At 64.5% G+C, this 482-nt stretch carries 1 protein-coding gene; it reads right to left on the bottom strand.

Going from position 1 to position 482, the window contains the following annotated elements; genetic code table 11:
* Positions 1-182: 182 nt before the first annotated feature.
* Positions 183-482 (bottom strand): integrase core domain-containing protein (locus FVA95_RS29400; RefSeq protein WP_149666856.1); only part of this gene is annotated, 300 nt, incomplete at its 5' end.

The raw sequence follows: 482 nt of genomic DNA, 5'->3' as shown, positions 1-482 counted from the left end.
TCCGGTCCTTGAGCACGGTCAGCGAGTGCGCCCACCCGATCCGCTCGGCGATCACCGTGGCCGGCATCCGCGGGAACTGCGCCAACAGAGCCCGCACCTGCGGCTCGACCGCATCAGCCAGCGAACCCCGCGGGCCCCGTTCCTGAGCTTGGCCCCCTGCGCCGGACACTGACGGTGTGGGGTCAGTGATCTTGGTGTGGTGGGGTGTGGGCTGTTTCGTAGTCGGCTGGGCTGAGCATCCCGATGCTGGAGTGGCGCCTGATCGGGTTGTACCAGCACTCTATCCACTCGAATATCGCATTGGCAAGATCGGCGCGGCTTTTCCAGGATCTGGAGTCGAGTAGTTCCAGCTGCATCGTCCCCCAGAAGGACTCGACCATCGAGTTGTCGTAACAATCGCCGACCGAGCCCATGGAACCGACTAGTCCCGCCTCGATCAGTCGGCGCCCGAACGCCCAGGACGTGAATTGCGAGCCGTGGTC

Source organism: Pseudonocardia sp. EV170527-09 (assembly GCF_008369905.1).
Lineage (GTDB): Bacteria > Actinomycetota > Actinomycetes > Mycobacteriales > Pseudonocardiaceae > Pseudonocardia.
The sequence above is the reverse complement of the archived record's forward strand: the minus strand, read 5'-3'. Positions and strand labels throughout refer to the sequence as shown.